Raw genomic sequence first — 18,737 nt, 5'->3', positions numbered from 1 at the left:
GGTAGCAACAGTCCGGTATGCTGCGTAGCACGGGTCGAATCACAGACCAAGCGATTCGAGAAACGCTCCGCGCGATAGGCGGCCAAACCAATCCGCGCGGGGCGTTTTTTCTGTTTAGGGGGCTTCTGTCTCCGGTGTGCGTCGCCTCCCGATGGTCCCAAGAGGAGGAGTGGCGGACGACCACGTTTCGCCAGGCACCGCGCACCCGAGACGAGCGCTTGCCTACGTCATGCCGCCGCCTCCCGCTGCTCGCGGTCCTGCTTCTCGAGGAGCGCCTTCTCGGCTTCGGCAGCCCAGTCCTCGGGCACGATCCGCGCATACCGCGTGCGGTGGTAGGTCAGCGCCACGAATTCGCCGGACGTGATCGCCTTGCGGACGGTGCCGGTGCTCCTGCACAGCTCATCAGAGGTCAGCTGCACTGCTTCCTGCATCGTCTTTCCTCCTTCATCCGGGTGTTCCAGGCAGACAGTAGGGGGAATCCCCGGGAATTTGTTGGAGGTGTCGAGGGCGTGTCGTCTTGCCCTTGCCGAATACTAGTCGCCTGCTCATACTGAGTCCACGACTAGCATCGGGAGGGCACTAAACCATGTGGCGACGGCTATCCGTAGACACCATGTGCCGAGACGGGCTGACCTGCCCCAGTGTCTGGGCGAGCGACGACGACCCCGACCATGTCGTGATCGTCGGACACCCCGTCGAGGTGGGCACCGTTCCCGCCGCCGACGACGAGATCGCCGTGCGCGTCAAGCGCCAGGTGATCGCAGCCGCCCGGATCGAGTGAAAGGGAGGACGCCATGGACGCCGACGACCTCGCGCGCATCGCCGCACGTGCGGCCGATCGATTCCGCCTCGAAGTTGCCCAGCTGTACCTCGTTCCGCAGGAAGCCGATGATCTCGCCGCGTGGCGGCGGGGTGACCGGACTCTGCCCACCCCGGAGACGTCCGCGTGGATGGCGCACCTCCGTGACACCACCGCGGACGGTGTGCGCTGGTCCCGCGTGCGCATCGTCGACCATCCACTCACCGAGTACACCGAGTGGGAGCTGTGGGGCTACCAAGCCAACGCCGCCGCAGGGGAACACATCTACATCGCCGACCGCGACTGGCATCGCGAACTGGCCGACCTGCCTGACTTCTGGTTGTTCGACGACACTGCCGTGCTGATGCACTACGACGAGCACGGCCACTTCCACCACGCCGAGCAGGCACCGGATTCCCGCCCATATCGGGGAGTTCGCAGCGTTGCGCTACGCCACTCCGTCCCCCTGGCCGACTACCTGCGTCGGCACGAGCCGAGGCTGATCGCTTGAGCCACGTCGACGAGCGGCGAGAACTGGCCGCCGTGCTTCGCGACCTGCGTATGAACCGGCAGGTCAGCACAACGGTGCTGGCCCGCCGCCTCGGCTGGTCCCAGGCCCGCGTCTCCCGCATCGAGCGCGCCGTCGCCTACGCCAAGCCCGCTGACGTCGAGGCGTGGTGCCGTGAACTCGGCGCCGACCCCGATCAGCGTCGCCACCTGGCGGCCGTCGCCGAGCGGCTGGCCACCCAGCTCACCGAATGGCGCCGCGAACTCGCCCCCGGCCGCCGTCGCAAGCAACAGGAGCTACGCGACCTGGAGGCCGCCGCATCCGTGGTCCGCGTGTTCTCCGGGGACGTCATCCCCGGCCTGGCCCAGACACGTGCCTATGCCCGCGTCATGTTCGCCCAAGGACGGGAGGGCGTGACGGACGAGCGCGAGGACATCGACGATGTGCTTGACGTTCGCATGGCCCGCCACGAGGTGATGCGCACCAAGCAGGTCGAGCTGCTGATGAGCGAGTCAGCCATCCGGAGACAGCTGCTCCCGGGCGAGCTGTGGTGCGCTCAACTTGGCCACCTGGCCGACCTCGCGGTGTCGCCGAACGTCCAGCTCGGCGTGCTGCCGTTCGTGGCCGCCGCCCAGGAACCGGTGCACCAATACCACGGGTACGCAATCCTCGGCGACCCTGACGCCGACGACACTGCCGTGGCGTTGGTCGAAACCGTTACCCGCGCGCTCACCGTGCGCGACCCACAGGAGCTCGTCACCTACCGCGATCATTTCGCGAAGCTCAGCACCACCGCCATCACGGGCGACGACCTGCGTACGTGGCTCCAGGAGGTGCTGGCGAACACCCCCGGCTGATTTCGCCTGATCATGGTTAGTCAACAACTCGAAGCGAGATAGCGACTAGCTGGGATGTTTGACAACTCCAGAGTGATTCGGGCCCGCAGACGCCGAGCGGGGCTCCCCGGACATGGAGGAGCCCCGCTCGAGCCCAGTACGAAACAGAGGACAGGTGACCAGACTTCACTCAGCAGGAGAGGTCGCGAACGTACAGGCACACGGCGTCGTCGGAGCTTTTGAACCGTGGCCACCGCGTCCCGTCAGGGTCGGAGTGTTCGATCTCGCGGACACGGCGAATCAGACTGCCCGGTCCCTGTTCGTCCAGGAGCGCCAGGACGTTCGGCCATGTCTCTCCGAACACGTCGGCCAGGCGTGCGGCGCCGTCGCTCATCAGCGCCACGCGGCGCACGTTCTCGCGAGCGTGTGTGCCGGTGAGGGCATGCGCCGCGGCTGTGGGATCGTCGGCCGCTACCCAGTAGCCGCCCTCACGGTTGCGCCATTCCTGCTGGGCGGCGCTCATCGCCTTGACCGCGGCCTGGTGCTCCGCTGTGCCAATCCGGTGCCGCCTGGTTTCGGGTTCGCCGAGACATTCGGTCACCTCATCCACGCGGGAGTCCGTCACGACGGCCAGGCCATCGTCGGCGGTGTCGAGCACGAGCGTCGTGTCCGCGAGCACCAGGTGCTCCACGCGGTCGTCGGCGACCCGCAGCATGGCCACGGTCGCAGCGGGGCTTCCACCGCAGTCGCTGTGCTCGCCGTTCACCTGTTCAATGGCGCCGGCCAGAACGTCGGGCAGGCTGAGTGCTGGGTCTGCTGTGGCGGCCAGTAGTGCGAGACCGAGGGTGTTCACGTACCACGGGGTGCTGTGGGAGCAGCGGTCATCGCGCGGGGCGGTCGCGCCGTCGAGCACGATGGCGACGCCGCCGGCGCTCCCACACCAGTCTTCGTTGGCGCGCTCCGGCGAGCCTGGCTCGCATGCGCACGCCAGGATCATGCGTGCTCCGGAACGTGCGCTGGGGTCAGCGCTTCTGAGGTTTGGATACGTCGCGTGTCGGGGTCGAACTCGCATGAGACGAGCATGGAGAACCGCTTGAGTTTCACCTGGTTGTACAACTCGGCGAGGTTGTTGGTCAGGTAGTGCAGCGCGCCGGATACGCCCGGTGCGTGCACCCCAGCTGCGTAGAGGAACGTGCCACCGCCGTCGAACCGGGGCAGTCTCGCGAGGTAGCCGTAGTCGCGGTTCTCGCCGCTGTCCATCGGTGACCGGTGGATGGTGTCCGTCTCGCGATCGATCAGGTGCCATCCGTCCTGGTCTTTGGCGAACTGAAACCGCCGGTCGGCATGAAGAACCTGCGCAATCAGCGGGGATAGCCGTGGACCGCACGCGACGATCAGGTTGTCCCGGTTGAGATCAATCATTCCGGGTGGCTGCACCACTTCGTAACGTGCCGACAACCCCAGCTCCCGGGCCGTGTCGGAGACGAGCTGGTAGCCGCCCAGGTCATCGGTACTCACGACTGGCCCCGGCTTTTCCTTGTCGCCCTCGGACTTCCCGCCGAGAGCGACGGTCAGTTCGCCGTAGCCGAGCATCGCCCGCTCTGGCCGCGGTCCGGACTTGAGAAGTTGGCCGACCCTGGCGCGGGTGATGTTCAGATGCTCGGCGATCGCAGCGTGCGTGTACTGGCCGACGAGTTCCTCCAATGACTCACGTCGCACCCGGCTGGCTTCGTTGACGGCCGCGCTGAAGTCGGTGACCAGCGTGTGAGCACCCGCCGCGCGCTTCATCGGGTCCTCGATCGCGGCGACCGCATCGACGTCCTGCATGTAGCGATTCATGGGCAACAGCATGACTGTGGCAAGCCCCCTTGCGCAAGCGGGGTGGGCAAGGGGGGTTGACGAATGAAGCGGGGTTGCCTACCGTCATCTCAGACGATGTAAATACCCCTTGCCGATAGGGGGGTACATCTGTCAGGCGGTGCGATGGGCGGTTCGATCCCGCCCCGTCCCCGGCGTACATCGCAGGCGATGGCCGGGCGGCACCACTAACTACAGAGCGTGCATAGGCAATTACGGCCCTGCTGTCGCCCGCTGCCCAGCGCAATGGCGAAGTGACGAACACCCCCGCGATGACGCGGGGCGGAGTGAAAGGGCCGACCCGCACACACCAGCTCGGTGTGCGCCGGTCACCGCTACGCCGCCGCGACCCGACCCGACCCCTGCGGTCGGCGGCCGCGATCAGCGTGGCGATGGCCGAGGGACACCGAGCCCTGGACATGACGAAGCCCCGCCCGTGGATGCCACCACGAGCGGGGCGGATCGATGCACCAGCCCACGAACTGGATCACGAAAGGAGCAGGTGCCATGGACACGATACTCGACACCCCGGTCGGCGGTGGTGCTCTGTGACCTGGCGAAACCAGGCAGCGTGCCGCAACGAGGACCCGGAGTTGTTCTACCCGCTGCCGGCGAGCGATGCCTCCGAGAGCCACGCCAAATCGATCTGCCAGACCTGCCCGGTCAGCAATAACTGCCTCATCGAGGCGCTCACCTCGGGTGCGCCCGACGGGATCTGGGGCGGCCTCAACGACGCCGAGCGCCGGAACCTGAAACGGCGCCAGACCGGCACAGCGGCATGACGACGACATGGACCGCGGAGTCGATCCTCGCCGCTGCCTCTGACGACACACGAGACCGAATCACCGCCCACGGCCCGCGGATCCGTATCGACGACCGCCCGGCCACCGACAGCGAACTACGCCTGCTCGCCGACCTGGCCCACAGCGGACTGATCGACCTGAACACCCAGGTGCCTGTGGGTCGTCGCTGTTGCTGGGTGACCGCGCCCGGTCGAAAGCAAGCGCGGCGCTGGGCGCGACTCCAACCGATCAAGGAGAGAACCCGATGATCCAGCTCGCCAACGTCAATATCCCGCCGTCTGAAGCCCCGGCCGCCGACCTGCCCGAGCTTGAGCCCACTGTGGCCGACCTGCTCGCCCTCGACACCTGGTGCGACGACGAACTCGACGACCGCATGCACGGCGCTCTTCTGCTGGCCGCGCACGAGCACACCCACCGCGAGCTGATGGCGCTGCGCCACCAGCTCACCATCACAATCGATTCGCCTTCACCGTGGAGGGCAGCAGCATGAGCACATCCATCGACAACGACGTCGAGGCCCGGCCGGTCGACGAGCCGAATCCGCCCGGCCTCGCCGACCTCGAGCCGGACGAGCCGGTCGAGGTGGACGCCGAGCTGGTCGTAATGGAGTTCGGCGACGCTCGTGTCGCCGCCCCGCTTCTGCTGATGCTGATCACCGGACTCGCCACGGTGGTCGCGGTCCTGTCCCCGGTCGCTGTCGTGACCTGGATTGCCGCCGGATTCGCCGCCGCCGTCGGTACCGCCACCGCCCGTGTCCTACGCGGAGGTGTCCGATGACCGCCACCGCCACCGCACCGTCCGGCACCGACTTCGGTCACGACGTCCGGCTCCAGCTGTGGGCCGCGCTCGGCGCCGTCGAAGTCTTCGCCCGCAAAGCCCGCCGCGACCAGGCAGCGGGCATCCACCCGCAGGCTACGGCCCGGCGGCTCGCGCAACTCGAGGCCCACAGCCACGAGCTGTGGGACGCCCTGGCCGCCGCCCAGGCCCTGTAGACCAACCCGGATCCGGTGCCAGCACCGGGGGAGGGCGCCACCACACACCTCCCGATGTCCCGTTCCCTACGGGCATGTGGTGGCGCGTTGCCCAGGCCGTTGGAACCCATTCGCCCGTACCTGTAGCCGCTCGACCTAGGAGAACCGTCGTGACCGCCACCTATCAGCCGTCGTTGAACGGCCACAGCCTGCCTGGCTCGATGCGCCTGCCCGCGAATGTGGTCGGCCCGGTCGAGCGGCTACAACACCCACCCACGATCCCAGTCGAGGCCGTACCAGACCCCGCACCGCTGCTCGCCCCGCAGCCAGTCGAGCCGGTGACGGAACACCACGAAACTGTCCCGTCCCGTCCCGAGTCACCCCGTCCCGAACCGCCCGTGAGCATCGAGGCGCAGATGCGCCGCGATGGGTTCACCGAGCCCAGAGGCCCGAACTCACCCGGCTCGGAAGTGTCGTTCCCGCTGCGGAAAGCCACCAAGGTCGGATTCGGCATGACGGTGGCCGCCGCCGCTGTCGGCCAGGTGATGTTCTTCGCGTCCTTCTTCGGCGGAACCGTGTGGGGATACCTCGGAGCCGCCGCGATCGCGGCGTTCGCCGAAGTCACCATGGTCGGCGCCGGAGATTCCGCACTGCGACACAAGGTCGAGGGCAACCGCGGCTGGCAGATGCTGCTCGCCGTGTCCGGCGCCATCGCAGCCGGGGCGACAGTCATGCAGATCGCGCACTGGTGGAGCGAGAACGTCGTGATGGCGTTGACGTTCGGGGTCGCCTCGATCGCCGGATGGGCAGTGCACATCGCCTCCGGGCTAATCGAGGCCAACGGCTACCTCCGTAAGCGCGAAAGCTGGGACGCCGAGCTGGCTCGCCGGCAGCGCAAACGCGAATCCCGCGACGACGTCGAGTACGAACGTCGCCGCGCCGACGAGGAAAACGCCCGGCAGGCAGCTCACCGGGCCCGCGTGACCGCCGAGATGAACCTCCCAGCATCAGCTCCGCCGCCGCTGTCCACCATATCCCCGGCCGCCGCCAAGCCTGCAACCAAGAAATCGCCCCGGGCCCGCGCTGTGCCCGAGCCTGGCGAGCAGGCCACCAAGCAGGTGGCCATCGATCTCGGCGTCCGGCTCGGAGCCAACACTCCGAGCCGACTCAAGGCAGCGCTGACCGAGGCGGGCTATGTCCTGCCGAGATCGAGCACGACGGTCGAAAACTGGTGCCGCGACATCAAGCAGCTGCAAGGCAACGTCGGCCGTTCCTGATCCGCCTTTACCTGCACCACCCAGCCTCAAGCGCAGGAGCTGGGTGGTGCGGGAGCCAGACGACCCCAGTCCCACACCAGGAGGTACCAGCGTGCAGCGACATGACCGAGGTGGACGCCCGCACCGTCGGGGCCAGGAACGCCGTTCGACACCCCTGCGTGTCACCCGCGCCCAGACTCGCCGAGAGCAGTACGCCGTCGATCGTGGCACCGCAATGAACCTGCCCAGCGAGGTCTCCGTGGTCAGCGACTACCTGCGCGGCGCTCTCCGCCGCAACGCGAACCTCGTCAACATCACCGACCGGCAAGCCATCACCCGCCTGCTCGACGAGCTGGCGAAACACGCGGACCTGCTGTACGCGCGGGCCGCCAAGCAGGCCCGCAACGAATCCGCCACACCCCGACCCAAACGAAGGAGGGCGGCGTGACCGACACTATCGACCGTCCCGAGCCGGGCATGGACCTGGCGCCGTGCCCGGTTGAGCCGACAACAAGCAATCTCCCGGTCCCGGTGGGACGCCCCGGCGACGTTCCGCCCATGCCCTGGATGGACCGGGTCCGCCAGAGTCACCGCCTCCCGGAAATCGTGACCTCCACACAGCCCAGCATCGCCGACGTCGTGGAGAAGGCCCGGATCCCCGAACCCGGCCGGGCCGAACCGCCGCCGTGGCTGATCGGCTGGACTTACACGGTCACCGTCCCGGTCAAAGCCGCCGCCACGCTCGCCGGATGGCTCGCTGAGCATCCTGGCCGTTTCATCCCCGCAGTCGTGCTGTCGCTGATCGTCAGCACAGCACTCAACCAGGCCGCGATCCCGGTCTTTTCCTGGATCACACCGTCCTTCATGGACATCACCACCTGGTTCTGACCCACATCCACATCCACAGAAAAGGAGCGCACCGACATGGGTGCAATCGGAAGTGGCGGTATCGCGGCCCTGTGTATCGCGATCGCCGTCTGGCTGCTCGTCCGGAAAAAGTCCAAGGTCATCGCGGGCTGGTTCGCCCTGATCGCCGGCCTGTTCCTCGGCGGCATGATCGGCAACCTCGTCGCCACCGGAGTCGGAGCGGTGAGCGAGGCCGCTGGAGCCGCCATCGGCGGCCTCCTCGGCGTCGGCGCCGGGGTCGTGCTGCTCATCCTCGCGGTGATCGTGTGCCTGGAGCTGTGGCACGGCCTCAAGCCGGGCAAGGGCAAGGGCAAGGCGTCCACGTTCACCGTGTTCCTGGCCCTGGCGGCGCCCATGCTGCTCGTCGCGGCGGGCGGGCTGTTCGCCGACCTGGTGGGCATGCTCACCGCGACCACGGCCGACGTCGGTGAATCCGTCACCGCCGTCATCAACAGGTGATGACCCGTGGACCCACTGCTGTTCGCACTGCTGGTGGGCTGGTTCATCGCACGGGGCACGGTGGAGGACACCGCCTACGCCCTGCGCGGTAAAACCAGCCCACGCCAGCAGTACCGCCAAAAATACGGACCCACCGCAGGGTCAAAGATCGCTCGTGCGGCCGCCGACCGCATCGCTGACCGCATCGCCCAGGGCCCGAAAGACAAACCGCCGCCCCGCACGAAGCCGAAGCGGGAGAGCCGGTTCCGCCAGTGGGCGCGCGACGTCGGCGAGGACGCAAAGCGCTCAGCCCGGCAGGGCGTCAACGACTTCTCCGCATGGCGGGAACGTCGCCGCACGGCAAACGACGCCGGACAGGCCGGGGACCGCACGGAACCGCCGGGCGGTGTCCACGGCGACCATGACACTCGCCGCCGCTGGTGGCAGTGGCACCAGCCCCCGCCACCACAGCCGGAAACCGACCCGGAACCCGAGCACGGCCCGGTATACGCCACCGCCGAACGGGAAGGACCGACGATGCTCACCGCCGGAACGGGCGGCGACATCCCGGACGTCCCCCCCGGAGTGGAGGACACCCCAACGCGCCGGGGGGATGGCCAGCCCGAAACCGACGCTGATCGTCGCTTCTTCGATGCCCGCGAGGGTGGTTACACCGGCTGGATCGACCAGGACGGCCACCAGGTGCTCGACCTGGACGCCTGGATGGCCGAGCAGAAGCGTGCCCATTCCAGCGAGGTGATGGACGCCGAACTGGTCGAACCCAGCCACAACATCGGCTACCTCGACCCGCCCAGCGCCCACAGCTGCGCCACAGATGTCCGTGGATCAACCCAGGCCACGGCAACCCCCATAGAGGAAGGAACACCACAGATGTCCGCTCCCGCAGAACACGGTCTCGCTGCCTACCAGAACTACGCCCAGGAGTTGCAGACCGCGTGCGACAACGCCGTCACCTCCATCGAGGCCACGGTCGCGTCGATGGAAGCCGACGAGTTCTCCGGCACCGCCGTTGACGGCTTCCGCCAGGCCGCCGAACAGTTCGAGGCCGCCAAAGCCGCGGTGGCCGAATCGATCGCGGCACTGGAGCAGTCCAACACCGTGAAGGACGCCTACCTGGCCGCCCAGCACACCGGCAGCCGCGAGGCCGTTCTCGCCGAGTAACACCCGATCAGCCCCCGCTCGCCGGATCCAGTCCGGCATCCGCGTCATGGCGGGGCGGGGGCACTTTTCGCTCGAAACCGCACAACTCGAAAGGGACACGACCATGGCCGCACAACGTGTTCGATGGGCCACGGAACACAACGTTGCCGTGGCCAGAGAAATCGCACCAAAGACGACGACAACAACAACGAACCCGCTGGTCAAAGCAGAGCCCAAGGCGACGTTGAGTGACATGGAACGACGCTGGCAACTCATCGACGTCCGCCGCAAAGGACACATCCCCTACTGGTGGACAGCTGCTACCGCCGCGACCGGAACCCTCGGGTGGGGCCTCAGCGAACTGTTCGGCGCCACAGTGTCCAGCGGCGCCGCCACCGTCACCGGCCTCACCGTCGGAGGGGCGGCTGCTGGTGTGCACGGCGTGGCCCGCCTGGCCAAGCGCCGCCAGCTCGACGTGAACAAACTGCGCTTCACCCTCGCCAGCGCAGCATCCAGCACCTGGATCACCCTGACCTCCCTGGTGGGGGTGTCGTGGTGGCAGATGGCAGTACTGGGTGTCAGCAGTGCCGCGATCGGCGCGGGTTACAAGCGGCAACTGCGACACGAGCGCGACCTGCTGATGAACGTCCCACCGCCGGTTCACGCGCTGCCCACGCCCGCTCCCAGGCCGGACCTGGACGAGCCGATTGAGCCCGCCGAGCCTGACCTCCCCGGCGAGTACGTGGCCCGCTGGAACACGCACATCGGCTGCACTGGTGGGGTGCTCGAGGGTTCCACCCTCGCTGGGATGCACACGACCGACCTGGGTGTCGAGGGCATCGTCAATCTCCGACCTGCCAAGCACACGTTGCAGGCCGCGTTGGGTGCGGTTCCGCAGGTTCGATCCGGGTTGTACCTGTCGGCCGACGACGGCGAGGACGACCCGGGGGAGGAAGTGCTGTTCGACCAGCCGGGACGCTCGGGCGGCACCCGCCTGTCGGCCAACCAGCTGCGCATCCAGATCGTGGCGAAGTCCCCCGTCAAGAAGTCGCCGTTCTTCGAACGGCCGCTGTATGCCGACGGTCAGCCAGGCACCGCCCTCATCGGGCTCTACGCAGACGGACGCGGCCACGCCCCGTGGATTCTGTATGACAACGACGGCGTGTGGTCCGGGTTCATCTGCGCTGGCACCGGCGGCGGCAAGTCCAGCCTGATGGACGTGCTTGCTGTCTCAGTCCGCGGCACCGGGGTGATGAACACGATGTTCCTCGACCCGCAAGGTGGGGCGTCCTCGCCGACGCTGGTGAAGAACTGCTCCATCCTCGCGTTGGGGGAGGCGCAGATCGTTCCGGCGTTGCGGGCGCTGGAGTCGATCGCCAGCGCGCGGGAGACCTACCTCAATGCCCACGGCCTGCCTGCGCTGGTGCCCGGAAAGCCGGTGGAGTGCCCGCCGGGCTGCCCCTGCGGTGGGGTGGTCCCGCCCGGGTTGATGGTGTTCATCGACGAATGTGATCAGGTGTTCGACCGCAAGGAGGACCTGGGCGGCACGGTGGTCACGCTGGGGGATCGCTTCGGCACCCTCGCCAAGCGGATCCGCAAACTCGGCGTCGGGTTTATCTGCGCGTCGCAGTACTCAGGACTCAAGGTGTTCGGCAACAGCGAACTGCTGCGGTCCAATATCGCCACGAAGAATCTGGCTGCGTTCCGCACCACCAGCAACCAGGGGGGCAAGCTCATCCCTGGGTTGCCGGTTGACCCGAAGACGCTGCCTCGCCGCGCGGGCTACGGCATCGTCGCGGGGGAGGACACCCGCACCGCACCGATGCGGGCGCTCTGGGCTCCCCGACGTGGCAAAGACGAACACGTCAACCCGCCTGCGTTCGTTGACGACGTCATCGCGCAGTACCCGGAGCCACCGGTGCATCGGATCGACACGGCGTCGATCCGGGGGCTGCTGGCGCCCCCGGAATCGGCTGCGCAGCACGCCCAGACGACGGCGATGACCCGGCTGTCCCAGCTCATGGGTTCCAACCCGTCGTCCCCGTCGTCGCCCGTCGCCACTGTCGACACCGTTGCGGCAGTCACGAGCGGCGGCCGTACCGGAGGGATCTTCACGGTGCCGGCCCCGGTCGCGCACACAGAGCGGCCGGTCTTCGACATGGCCTCGCTCAGCGAGACGGATCGGGCCGTGGTCGAGGTTCTGCGCGACGGCCGTGGCAGAACCCGAGAGATTGTCGAGGCGTGCGGCATCGATAACCCAGCGACCCGTGGCCGCATTAACCGCGCCATCAGAAGCCTCACCGACAAAGGCTGGGTTGTCGACGGCGGCCACGGCCGGTGGCAACTGACCGAATCCGCCTACAACGCCTGTCGCCCCAACGCAGCCTGAGCGTACTGATGGCTCCCCTGGTGTGGCGAGTGGACGCCACCCGGATCGGTCAACCCGCCCGCGTCAGCTCGCCGAGCTGACTCTCTGTCGCCAGGTGCGGCGCGGAAGACACCTCTCACAGCGCCTGCGCCGCACCTGGTTTCCACACACGCCTGGCACCCGCCCGGAAAACCCGATCATCTGCCCAACTCCCAAGGAGTACGCCCATGTCTGACACCGCCCAGAAGATCGCCGCCGAGTACAACCTGGCCCCCGACGTCGCCGAGCGGATCGTCGCCGACGTCACCGAGCACATCGACGGCCTGGGCAGCCGCACCGAGGCCGAAGCGGACATCGCCCTCGAATACGCCCACCAGGTCCCCGACTGCACCGATTTCGCGGCCCTGGTTGGGCGGATTGAGCGGCTGTACCAGGCCTGATCAGCGCCCGAGCGTGGCGACGGTGCCCCACGAGCCCCCGACTCGGGTTCGTGGGGTGTCCGGGTCCGCTCGGACCAATCCCCACTCCCTTCGGTGCGGGAACCCGCTGGTTCGCCGCCCAGCACTGTCGTTTACCGGTCCCGTGTACTGCCTCCCTGGAGGGGACATGAACGTCGAGGCTGTCTTGTTCATCGCCGCTCTGATCGTGGCCTACCTGTTCGTATGCCGGATCTGGCCCTACGCCGCCTGCAAACGCTGTGAGGGCGGCAAAAAACGCTCCCCGAGCGAGAAGTACTGGCGCAACTGCGGCCGCTGCGAAGGCAGAGGTCGCCGGATTCGCGCCGGGCGCTACCTGCTCGGCGGCACCAAAGACCTGTAACAGCAACAGGAAAGAAGGAGCACGCCCTCATGGCAGCAGCACAGACGACACGCAAGTCCCGTCCCGACACAGCCGAGTTCGATCGCCTCACCGAGCAGGAACAGCGGCTGAGCGAGGAGGTCCACAGCACCGCCAATGCCGCCGCTCGCGCCGAGCTGTACGCCCGCGGTTCCGAACTGCTCGATCGCCTCGCCGACCTGCGACCCACCCTCGGTGGCCGCACCCGCGACATCGCCCCCTACGTCGCCGAGCGGCGCAACACCGCCCGCCTGTTCCGGACGGTCGCCGAGATCGAAACCAGCCGCGCGCAGCTGGCCGCGCACGGCTGGTACCTGCCCGACCCGGTCCCCGCGATCCGGGGTGACGTGCAGGGCTTGGCGGACTATCTGCTCGCGCTGCACACCAGCGTCGCCACCCGCGCCGCCGCCGGTGATGCCCGCACCGAGCACGCACGCCTGACCGCCGACGTAGTGGCGCTGGGCTACCGCCACGGTCGCCCGCACGTGCTGCTGATCGAGCGCGGTTGGCCACCACACGAGGGCCAGCTGGCCCTGCCGGGCGGGCACGTCGATCCCGGCGAGCCCACCTGGGCCGCCGCCCGGCGGGAGCTGCAGGAGGAAACCGGCCTCACTGTCGGCGAGCTGCGGCAGGTCGGGGTGTACAGCGAGCCGGGGCGGGACCCGCGCGGGCGTTACGTCACCACCGCCTACCTGACGCAGTTCGACACCCTGCCCGAGCCCACCGCCGGAGACGACGCCCGCGCCGCCCGCTGGGTGCCCGTCAACGAGGTGCTGTCGGGGGAGCGCATGGCGTTCGACCACGCCGTGATCGTGCGCGGCGCGGTCCGCCTGACCGACCAGCGCAGCTGAACACCCTCGCACGTCCCACAGCACACACCAGGAGGACTTGTGTCCCGCACCATGCAGTCGCCTCGCGCACTGACGCGCGGGGACCACCACCACTACCGAGCGCGCGCTGACGTCGACGCGTTCCTCGCCGACATTGCCGCCGAGTGGGCCGACCCCGACGGCGAGGACTGGCAGGAACGCGCGCTGTGCGCCCAGACAGATCCGGAAGCGTTCTTCCCGGAGAAAGGCGGTTCGACCCGCGAGGCCAAGCGCACCTGCTTTGGCTGCCCTGTCAAGAAGGAGTGCCTGGAGTACGCCCTGGCCCATGATGAACGGTTCGGCGTTTGGGGCGGGCTGTCCGAACGGGAGCGTCGCAACCTCAAACGGCGGAACCGCTCATGATGGGCCGCACGCACTCCCTGACGGGTGCGGCCGCCGGCCTGGCGGCCGCACCCGTCGCCGGGATCACCGACCCGGTCGACGTGATCGTGTTCGCGGTCCTGGTCGCGGGATTCGCTCTGCTGCCTGATCTGGACCATCCGCAGGCCACCGCCTCACGGCTGGTCGGCCCGCTCACCCGGGTGGTGTCGTGGCTGCTGTGCCGCGCCTCGGCCGCGCTGTACGCGGCGACCAAGGGCCCTCGGGACGAGAACTGCAAGGGCACCCACCGTCACCTCTCCCACACTGTGCTGTTCGCGCTGGCCCTCGGCGCCGGGGTCGGCTGGGGCGGTGCGCACCAGCCGTGGATCGTCGTCGGAGCGCTCGTGTTCGGGGTGCTGCTGGCCGCCGATCGCCTCGGCGACTGGATCGCCCTGGCCGCCACCGCCGGTGTCGCGCTGTGGCTGGGCACCGGCACGAGTCTGGACGCGGCCCTCGATGAGGTGGCGGGGCTGTCGTGGCGCACCGGGATCGCCGTCGCGCTGGGCTGCATCGTGCACTGCCTCGGCGACGCGATCACCGAGTCCGGGTGCCCGTTCCTGTTCCCCGTGCCGATCGCGGGGGAGACCTGGTACGAGATCCGCCCACCGAAGTGGCTGCGGATCCGCACCGGCAAAACCGCCGAGAACGTCCTCGTGACGCCGCTGTGCCTGGCCGCGATCGGCCTGCTCGGCTGGCAGGCCCTCATCCCCTGACGTGGAGACGTCTTCCCCGGATCGATCTGGAGAAAGGAGGTGAACACGATGCGCCAGCTCCTGGCACAGCGGATCGTTTTGGCGGCCGCGAAGTGCTCGTTTGGCTGCTACAAGCAGTTCAAGAACGGCCGCTGGGTGTGTGCCACCTGCGGCAACTGAAATCGGGACGGGCCAGCTGATACCTGGCCCGTCCCCCTTCCACCCTACGGCTCCCGCCATCAGGGGGAAGGACAAGGACGGCCACCCCACGCCCCGCCTCCAGCACTACCGCGCTGGAGGCGGGGCGTTCTGCATTCCCGACCACGAGGAGAGCCTGATGTTCACCCTCACCATCACCGACGGCAACGGCGACGACCTGTCCAGCGTGAGCGCCGGATCCCGGACCGCTGCCGACTGGATACTCCCGCAGATACAGGAGAGAGCTGCCACGAGCGCACGCCGCTATGGCGACGACCCCGACACCTATCGGATCGCGGTGGACGAGCACCGCCAGGGCTGCGCCGGCGGCTGCCGCACCGAGATGGGCCTCGCGCCCGCCTGCGTTGCCATCGCCGAGCACCCCGTCGTGGGGGCAGGGGCATGACCGGGATCGAGTGGACCGACCGGAGGAAAGGAATGGGCATGATCTCGATTTCACGTCGCACCTCACCTCGGCGAGTTCGCCGATGCGTGCAGCTGGTGGCCCCGCTTGCTGTGGCGGCTGCGGTCACTGGCTGCGAGATGCCGCCCGACGCCAGCGGCGCCACCGCACCCGGTGGGGATGTGGTGACCAGCACCGGGTTCTCTCGCTCCGGCACTGTGGAGAAGCACCTTGCGTACTGCGGCAGCGGTGTTGTTGATGAGTACAAGGTGCAGATCCCAGCCTCGGTGGCCGAAACGGTCCGCGCTGGCGATTCATGCCCGGCAGGGTTCCCTGAGCCGCTGGCGAAGGACAAGTATCCCGAGCTGTACGCGGAGCTGACCGGGAAGCTGCCCTATGGCGGCGGCAACCGCTTCGCCGCCTGCGGCGCTTGGGAAACCATAGATCAGGCCGAAGCCCGCAGGTTGGCGAAAGAGTGCCCGCCCTTGAAGTGGGGCGATGTGGATGGGTGAGCACTCAACGCTCTCGGCCGCGACGGTCGCGGCCTGACCGCTGACCGAGGGCGTGGATCATCCGCGCGCCACGCCCTCGTTCAGCGCAACATCGAGTGACTCACCACCTGTTTTGCCATGCTCATGTCCGCAGACCGTGCTCACCGAAGGAGAGTTCGTGCCGTACCGCACCGCTGACCTTGACCACCTTCTGGACCTGCTCGAACTGATTCCCTGGGAAGCCACCGACGGCGGTAGCGAGGCGCCCGATCGGTTCCGCGAGACTTTCGACGCCACCCGCTGGTCACTGCTCAACAACTGCACGATTGACTACAACCAGGTGTGCGACGGCGCCCGCGCTGGCGACGTCGTCTACCGGCTGTGCATGTACCTGCAGAGCGTGTTCGACGGCCTGCCGGACGAGCACCTAGCCGTTGTCGGCGAGCTGATCGCAGCCACCCTCGGCGTCTACGATGCGCCTGCCGAGGCCATTGGGAGACGCTGGTGCGACGACGTCGCCGCGAGCAGCTGGCGCATCCTCGTTTCCCACGTCGCGACCTCTGAACGCGCCGCCCGCCGCGGTGTCCCGGCCGACATGACACCACACGCCTGAACGCAGAAGAGCCCCAGCCATACGGCTGGGGCTCTTCTGCGTTCAACGGCCCGGGCGCGAAGGGGGCTGCCCCGGGCGACCCGACAGCGTCAACCTCCCCCGGTGAGTGCCGGGGGATCGCTAGCGTTGACGGTCATGGAGTCTGTGACGATCCCGCACGAGGTGTACGAATCGCTCAAGGCCGAATGCACCGTCGGCACTGCCACGCACATGCTCGCCATGCTGATCCGCGCGCGCGATGCTGTGGCCCACCCCGGCGACGGCTACGGCCGCGTTCTCGCCGAGATCTGGAACCGCGACCACGACGAAACTGTTCTGTTCCTGGCTGACCTGCTCGCCGAACTTCGCGTCCACCACCCGCTGGCCGGACAGGTGCAGCCCGAGGTGAGTCTGGACGAGCTGCTGGGTGGGCTGCGGTTCTGCCTGCCATCCGGGTTCGGCGAACACGACCGCCTCGCCACGTACACCCGCGACCACATCCACAGTTACTACGCCAGCGCCTGAACCCACGCTCAGGGCCCGCGGCAGTCTTCAGCAGAGCCAGCACAGCTATCGGAGATGGGGAGATCCATGGAAGACATCGACACCGCCGACATCACCGACCCGACTGACGTCGCACGCATCGCGTTCGGTGCCGACGACGGGGTGATCCTCGGCGACATCACCTACCAGACCTACGTGGACGTCGAGAACGGAGACATCCTCGCCGACGTCTACATTTCCGACACCAACCTCGAGGGCGGGGGCGCCTTCCGGTACCGGATCGCGTACGCCGGGCCCGCGCCGCTACCAAACGATGAGAACACCGCACCCTGACAATCAGCGCCGCAGACAGCCCCGGCCGGGTATCCGGCCGGGGCTGTCTGCGTTCAAGGGGCTGTTCGACGGCGATCGGGGACAGTCCCGTGCCCGGTGGATGACCCGGTCGAGACGCTGCAGATGCACGCGGCGGGCAGGGGGGCGACGATGATCGAATGCCGCGCGCATCGGGCCCACGGGCGAGTTCGCCGGAGCTGCCTCCGGTGGTGGCGCCGATGCTCGCTGCCCCGGGGCCGTTACCGGACGGGCCGGGGTTTTCCTGGGAGATGAAGTGGGACGGCGCCCGGGCCCTGGTTGGCGCTGCGGGGGAGCGGGTGCGGGTGACCAGCCGCACCGGGCGCGACGTGACCCGCAGCTATCCCGAACTCGCTGCGCTGCCTGGCTTGGTGCGGGGGCGGCAGGTGTTGCTCGACGGTGAGCTTGTCGCCCTGGATTCAGACGGTCGGCCGCGGTTCGGGCTGCTGCAGGAACGGCTGCATGTCCAGACGCCGACCGCGGCTCTGCTCGCGCGAGTGCCCGTTTACTACTACGTGTTCGACCTGCTCTACCTCGACGCCGTCTCGCTGATGGACCGTACCTTCCAGGACCGGCGCGGTCAGCTGGACGAGTTGGACGTGCGACACGAGCGGATCCGGATCTCCCCGGTCTGGCGATCCGACCCCGGCAACCCCGATCCGGTCGGGCCCCGGGTGCTGGAGGCCGCGCGCCAGCACCGGCTGGAGGGGGTGGTGGTCAAGCGGTTGGACTCCCGCTACCGGCCGGGCCGCCGCGACCCGGCCTGGATCAAACACCCGTTCCGGCAGGCGACCGAGGTGGTGGTGTGCGGGTGGACGCCCGGCGAGGGCCGCCGGCGGGACCGGATCGGTTCGCTGCTGCTCGGCGCGCACGACGAGCACGACCAGCTGGTGTACCTCGGACATGTCGGAACCGGATTCAGCGATGCCGAGCTCGCTCGGATGCAGCGGCTCCTCGAGGAACTGGAACAGCCGGACAGCCCGTTTCCCGCTGGGCAGGTACCGCGAGACCGAGCGCGACACGCGCACTGGGTGGCTCCGATGCTGGTCGGCGAGGTCGAGTACCGCGAGTTCGTCACCCGGTTGCGGCACCCGTCCTGGCGTGGCCTGCACAGTGACGTGCCGACTGAGCTGGTTCGGGTCCCGCCACAGTCGTAAACCTGTTCTCCCTGGTCAGCGAGAGCGACAATAACAATTGCTCGCCGTCGAATCTTATTGGCATTCCATCGCAGTGGATGAGCGCCCGCAGCAATGGCAACTGCTGTATAGTGGACCACGTCATGCCCCGCTTTTCCGCTGCCACGGAAAAGCGGGGCGACGCGTACCCTCGACGAAAGGACCAACACCATGGTCAAACCAGGTCGCAGCAGGTGGTGGGAGACGTGTCTTACCCACCTCTGCCAGGCGCTCGTGCTGATCGTTCGTCATCTATTGAGTTGATAGTCAGCTGCGAACACAGCTCAATACTAGCAGACGGCGGAAACTAAATCAGTGGATAAAGCTGGTTATAAATCACG

General features: G+C 68.0%; 28 protein-coding genes. 25 read left to right on the top strand and 3 right to left on the bottom strand.

All coding sequences use genetic code 11. The annotated features are described in order from the left end of the window. Window positions 1-227: 227 nt before the first annotated feature. Complete coding sequence (locus tag FCN18_RS33590; RefSeq protein WP_137097048.1) at window positions 228-431, bottom strand: hypothetical protein; 204 nt, start codon at window positions 429-431, stop codon at window positions 228-230. Window positions 432-613: 182 nt separating this feature from the next. On the opposite strand from FCN18_RS33590, the gene FCN18_RS39310 reads away from it, so the two are divergent. From FCN18_RS39310 to FCN18_RS33580, 3 genes are read left to right on the top strand one after another with little or no spacing between them, the layout of a single operon-like run. Continuing rightward, on the top strand, window positions 614-781 hold the full coding sequence (locus FCN18_RS39310) for a hypothetical protein (protein WP_158303224.1): 168 nt from the start codon (window positions 614-616) through the stop codon (window positions 779-781). Window positions 782-794: 13 nt separating this feature from the next. Then, entirely contained in the window at window positions 795-1,310 is a 516-nt protein-coding gene (locus FCN18_RS33585) for a DUF6879 family protein (protein ID WP_137097047.1), read from the top strand. Beyond that, window positions 1,307-2,164 carry a helix-turn-helix domain-containing protein gene (locus FCN18_RS33580; RefSeq protein WP_137097046.1) on the top strand — a complete coding sequence of 286 codons (858 nt, stop codon included), beginning with the start codon at window positions 1,307-1,309 and terminating at the stop codon, window positions 2,162-2,164. The genes FCN18_RS33585 and FCN18_RS33580 overlap by 4 nt, the downstream gene beginning before the upstream one ends. 169 nt (window positions 2,165-2,333) lie before the next feature. Here FCN18_RS33580 and FCN18_RS33575 read toward each other — a convergent pair whose 3' ends face one another. Both FCN18_RS33575 and FCN18_RS33570 read right to left on the bottom strand, forming a co-directional pair. Further along, entirely contained in the window at window positions 2,334-3,140 is an 807-nt protein-coding gene (locus tag FCN18_RS33575; RefSeq protein WP_137097045.1) for an integrase, read from the bottom strand. Then, window positions 3,137-3,982: a sigma-70 family RNA polymerase sigma factor gene (locus FCN18_RS33570; RefSeq protein ID WP_206078036.1), complete on the bottom strand. Its 846-nt coding sequence runs from the start codon at window positions 3,980-3,982 to the stop codon at window positions 3,137-3,139. Before FCN18_RS33570 ends, FCN18_RS33575 begins: the two co-directional genes overlap by 4 nt. 566 nt (window positions 3,983-4,548) lie before the next feature. On the opposite strand from FCN18_RS33570, the gene FCN18_RS33565 reads away from it, so the two are divergent. The 22 genes from FCN18_RS33565 to ligD all read left to right on the top strand — a co-directional run bounded on the left by FCN18_RS33565 (window position 4,549) and on the right by ligD (window position 18,378). Further along, a complete protein-coding gene (locus FCN18_RS33565; RefSeq protein WP_137097044.1) occupies window positions 4,549-4,782 on the top strand; it encodes a WhiB family transcriptional regulator in 234 nt (77 codons plus the stop codon). After that, entirely contained in the window at window positions 4,779-5,051 is a 273-nt protein-coding gene (locus FCN18_RS33560) for a hypothetical protein (RefSeq protein ID WP_137097043.1), read from the top strand. The genes FCN18_RS33565 and FCN18_RS33560 overlap by 4 nt, the downstream gene beginning before the upstream one ends. Continuing rightward, a complete protein-coding gene (locus FCN18_RS33555) occupies window positions 5,048-5,293 on the top strand; it encodes a hypothetical protein (RefSeq protein WP_137097042.1) in 246 nt (81 codons plus the stop codon). The genes FCN18_RS33560 and FCN18_RS33555 overlap by 4 nt, the downstream gene beginning before the upstream one ends. After that, complete coding sequence (locus tag FCN18_RS33550; RefSeq protein WP_137097041.1) at window positions 5,290-5,580, top strand: hypothetical protein; 291 nt, start codon at window positions 5,290-5,292, stop codon at window positions 5,578-5,580. Before FCN18_RS33555 ends, FCN18_RS33550 begins: the two co-directional genes overlap by 4 nt. Further along, window positions 5,577-5,795: a hypothetical protein gene (locus tag FCN18_RS33545; protein WP_137097040.1), complete on the top strand. Its 219-nt coding sequence runs from the start codon at window positions 5,577-5,579 to the stop codon at window positions 5,793-5,795. Before FCN18_RS33550 ends, FCN18_RS33545 begins: the two co-directional genes overlap by 4 nt. A gap of 74 nt (window positions 5,796-5,869) precedes the next feature. Then, the gene (locus FCN18_RS33540; RefSeq protein ID WP_137097039.1) at window positions 5,870-7,051 is read left to right on the top strand and encodes a hypothetical protein; all 1,182 of its coding nucleotides are present in this window, start codon (window positions 5,870-5,872) and stop codon (window positions 7,049-7,051) included. 214 nt (window positions 7,052-7,265) lie between these two features. Then, the gene (locus FCN18_RS33535) at window positions 7,266-7,478 is read left to right on the top strand and encodes a hypothetical protein (RefSeq protein WP_137097038.1); all 213 of its coding nucleotides are present in this window, start codon (window positions 7,266-7,268) and stop codon (window positions 7,476-7,478) included. Further along, on the top strand, window positions 7,475-7,918 hold the full coding sequence (locus tag FCN18_RS33530) for a hypothetical protein (RefSeq protein WP_137097037.1): 444 nt from the start codon (window positions 7,475-7,477) through the stop codon (window positions 7,916-7,918). The genes FCN18_RS33535 and FCN18_RS33530 overlap by 4 nt, the downstream gene beginning before the upstream one ends. Before the next feature lie 36 nt (window positions 7,919-7,954). Next, complete coding sequence (locus FCN18_RS33525) at window positions 7,955-8,395, top strand: hypothetical protein (protein ID WP_137097036.1); 441 nt, start codon at window positions 7,955-7,957, stop codon at window positions 8,393-8,395. A 6-nt stretch (window positions 8,396-8,401) separates the two neighbouring features. Next, complete coding sequence (locus FCN18_RS33520) at window positions 8,402-9,556, top strand: hypothetical protein (protein WP_137097035.1); 1,155 nt, start codon at window positions 8,402-8,404, stop codon at window positions 9,554-9,556. Window positions 9,557-9,659: 103 nt separating this feature from the next. Further along, window positions 9,660-11,924: a TrmB family transcriptional regulator gene (locus FCN18_RS33515; protein WP_137097034.1), complete on the top strand. Its 2,265-nt coding sequence runs from the start codon at window positions 9,660-9,662 to the stop codon at window positions 11,922-11,924. 206 nt (window positions 11,925-12,130) lie between these two features. Beyond that, on the top strand, window positions 12,131-12,343 hold the full coding sequence (locus FCN18_RS33510; protein ID WP_137097033.1) for a hypothetical protein: 213 nt from the start codon (window positions 12,131-12,133) through the stop codon (window positions 12,341-12,343). A gap of 166 nt (window positions 12,344-12,509) precedes the next feature. Continuing rightward, complete coding sequence (locus FCN18_RS33505) at window positions 12,510-12,722, top strand: hypothetical protein (protein ID WP_137097032.1); 213 nt, start codon at window positions 12,510-12,512, stop codon at window positions 12,720-12,722. Window positions 12,723-12,751: 29 nt separating this feature from the next. Continuing rightward, on the top strand, window positions 12,752-13,591 hold the full coding sequence (locus tag FCN18_RS33500; protein ID WP_137097031.1) for an NUDIX domain-containing protein: 840 nt from the start codon (window positions 12,752-12,754) through the stop codon (window positions 13,589-13,591). A gap of 39 nt (window positions 13,592-13,630) precedes the next feature. After that, window positions 13,631-13,972 (top strand): WhiB family transcriptional regulator, encoded by a 342-nt coding sequence (locus tag FCN18_RS33495; protein WP_323808390.1) that lies wholly within the window; start codon window positions 13,631-13,633, stop codon window positions 13,970-13,972. Next, on the top strand, window positions 13,969-14,703 hold the full coding sequence (locus FCN18_RS33490) for a metal-dependent hydrolase (RefSeq protein ID WP_137097030.1): 735 nt from the start codon (window positions 13,969-13,971) through the stop codon (window positions 14,701-14,703). Before FCN18_RS33495 ends, FCN18_RS33490 begins: the two co-directional genes overlap by 4 nt. A gap of 316 nt (window positions 14,704-15,019) precedes the next feature. Further along, on the top strand, window positions 15,020-15,286 hold the full coding sequence (locus tag FCN18_RS33485; RefSeq protein WP_137097029.1) for a hypothetical protein: 267 nt from the start codon (window positions 15,020-15,022) through the stop codon (window positions 15,284-15,286). Next, a complete protein-coding gene (locus tag FCN18_RS33480; protein WP_137097028.1) occupies window positions 15,283-15,795 on the top strand; it encodes a hypothetical protein in 513 nt (170 codons plus the stop codon). The genes FCN18_RS33485 and FCN18_RS33480 overlap by 4 nt, the downstream gene beginning before the upstream one ends. A gap of 157 nt (window positions 15,796-15,952) precedes the next feature. After that, a complete protein-coding gene (locus tag FCN18_RS33475; protein WP_137097027.1) occupies window positions 15,953-16,387 on the top strand; it encodes a hypothetical protein in 435 nt (144 codons plus the stop codon). 135 nt (window positions 16,388-16,522) lie between these two features. Next, on the top strand, window positions 16,523-16,891 hold the full coding sequence (locus tag FCN18_RS33470) for a hypothetical protein (RefSeq protein WP_137097026.1): 369 nt from the start codon (window positions 16,523-16,525) through the stop codon (window positions 16,889-16,891). Between the two features lie 66 nt (window positions 16,892-16,957). Then, window positions 16,958-17,203 (top strand): hypothetical protein, encoded by a 246-nt coding sequence (locus tag FCN18_RS33465; RefSeq protein WP_137097025.1) that lies wholly within the window; start codon window positions 16,958-16,960, stop codon window positions 17,201-17,203. Between the two features lie 158 nt (window positions 17,204-17,361). Next, window positions 17,362-18,378: a non-homologous end-joining DNA ligase gene (gene ligD / locus FCN18_RS33460; RefSeq protein WP_323808389.1), complete on the top strand. Its 1,017-nt coding sequence runs from the start codon at window positions 17,362-17,364 to the stop codon at window positions 18,376-18,378. The last annotated feature ends 359 nt before the right edge of the window (window positions 18,379-18,737 follow it).

The organism is Prauserella endophytica (assembly GCF_005146945.1).
GTDB classification, from domain to species: domain Bacteria; phylum Actinomycetota; class Actinomycetes; order Mycobacteriales; family Pseudonocardiaceae; genus Prauserella_A; species Prauserella_A endophytica.
Note: the sequence above shows the minus strand (reverse complement) of the source record. Positions and strands in the feature narration are given on the sequence as shown.

Coding starts and splice junctions, on each gene's coding strand:
- FCN18_RS33540 (WP_137097039.1), top strand. CDS start 5,870: ATGTGGTGGCGCGTTGCCCAGGCCGTTGGAACCCATTCGCCCGTACCT.
- FCN18_RS33515 (WP_137097034.1), top strand. CDS start 9,660: ATGGCCGCACAACGTGTTCGATGGGCCACGGAACACAACGTTGCCGTG.
- FCN18_RS33575 (WP_137097045.1), bottom strand. CDS start 3,140: ATGATCCTGGCGTGCGCATGCGAGCCAGGCTCGCCGGAGCGCGCCAAC.
- FCN18_RS33485 (WP_137097029.1), top strand. CDS start 15,020: ATGTTCACCCTCACCATCACCGACGGCAACGGCGACGACCTGTCCAGC.
- FCN18_RS33505 (WP_137097032.1), top strand. CDS start 12,510: ATGAACGTCGAGGCTGTCTTGTTCATCGCCGCTCTGATCGTGGCCTAC.
- FCN18_RS33470 (WP_137097026.1), top strand. CDS start 16,523: ATGGAGTCTGTGACGATCCCGCACGAGGTGTACGAATCGCTCAAGGCC.
- FCN18_RS33480 (WP_137097028.1), top strand. CDS start 15,283: ATGACCGGGATCGAGTGGACCGACCGGAGGAAAGGAATGGGCATGATC.
- FCN18_RS39310 (WP_158303224.1), top strand. CDS start 614: ATGTGCCGAGACGGGCTGACCTGCCCCAGTGTCTGGGCGAGCGACGAC.
- FCN18_RS33525 (WP_137097036.1), top strand. CDS start 7,955: ATGGGTGCAATCGGAAGTGGCGGTATCGCGGCCCTGTGTATCGCGATC.
- FCN18_RS33500 (WP_137097031.1), top strand. CDS start 12,752: ATGGCAGCAGCACAGACGACACGCAAGTCCCGTCCCGACACAGCCGAG.
- FCN18_RS33550 (WP_137097041.1), top strand. CDS start 5,290: ATGAGCACATCCATCGACAACGACGTCGAGGCCCGGCCGGTCGACGAG.
- FCN18_RS33545 (WP_137097040.1), top strand. CDS start 5,577: ATGACCGCCACCGCCACCGCACCGTCCGGCACCGACTTCGGTCACGAC.
- FCN18_RS33535 (WP_137097038.1), top strand. CDS start 7,266: ATGAACCTGCCCAGCGAGGTCTCCGTGGTCAGCGACTACCTGCGCGGC.
- ligD (WP_323808389.1), top strand. CDS start 17,362: ATGCCGCGCGCATCGGGCCCACGGGCGAGTTCGCCGGAGCTGCCTCCG.
- FCN18_RS33570 (WP_206078036.1), bottom strand. CDS start 3,982: ATGAATCGCTACATGCAGGACGTCGATGCGGTCGCCGCGATCGAGGAC.
- FCN18_RS33490 (WP_137097030.1), top strand. CDS start 13,969: ATGATGGGCCGCACGCACTCCCTGACGGGTGCGGCCGCCGGCCTGGCG.
- FCN18_RS33585 (WP_137097047.1), top strand. CDS start 795: ATGGACGCCGACGACCTCGCGCGCATCGCCGCACGTGCGGCCGATCGA.
- FCN18_RS33510 (WP_137097033.1), top strand. CDS start 12,131: ATGTCTGACACCGCCCAGAAGATCGCCGCCGAGTACAACCTGGCCCCC.
- FCN18_RS33560 (WP_137097043.1), top strand. CDS start 4,779: ATGACGACGACATGGACCGCGGAGTCGATCCTCGCCGCTGCCTCTGAC.
- FCN18_RS33555 (WP_137097042.1), top strand. CDS start 5,048: ATGATCCAGCTCGCCAACGTCAATATCCCGCCGTCTGAAGCCCCGGCC.
- FCN18_RS33590 (WP_137097048.1), bottom strand. CDS start 431: ATGCAGGAAGCAGTGCAGCTGACCTCTGATGAGCTGTGCAGGAGCACC.
- FCN18_RS33465 (WP_137097025.1), top strand. CDS start 16,958: ATGGAAGACATCGACACCGCCGACATCACCGACCCGACTGACGTCGCA.